Origin of the sequence: Lactobacillus equicursoris DSM 19284 = JCM 14600 = CIP 110162 (assembly GCF_001434815.1) — a bacterium.
Classification (GTDB): Bacteria; Bacillota; Bacilli; order Lactobacillales; family Lactobacillaceae; genus Lactobacillus; species Lactobacillus equicursoris.
The window spans coordinates 1-343 of record NZ_AZDU01000146.1; the positions used below are offsets into that span (position 1 = coordinate 1).

Here is a 343-nt window from a genome sequence, read left to right on the forward strand (position 1 = left end):
CTTCTGCTATCCGCCAAAATGCCACGTCTCAGTCCTACAACCCCGCTAGATAAATCTAGCGGTTTGGGCTCTTTCCTGTTCGCTCGCCGCTACTTGGGAAATCGAATTTCTTTCTCTTCCTGCAGCTACTTAGATGTTTCAGTTCACTGCGTGTTCCTTCTTTAAGCTATGTATTCACTTAAAGATGACATGTCGCCATGCCGGGTTCCCCCATTCGGATACCTCCGGATCACAGCCTACTTACGGCTACCCGAAGACTTTCGTGGTTCGTCACGTCCTTCATCGGCTTCCAGTGCCCAGGCATTCACCGTGCGCCCTTCTTCACTTGACCTATTCAAGTTTT

General features: G+C 49.9%; 1 rRNA gene. It reads right to left on the minus strand.

Annotation, left to right across the window (positions count from 1 at the left end):
* Positions 1 to 331 (minus strand): 23S ribosomal RNA (locus FC20_RS09755); the annotation flags it as partial.
* Between the last annotated feature and the right edge of the window lie 12 nt (positions 332 to 343).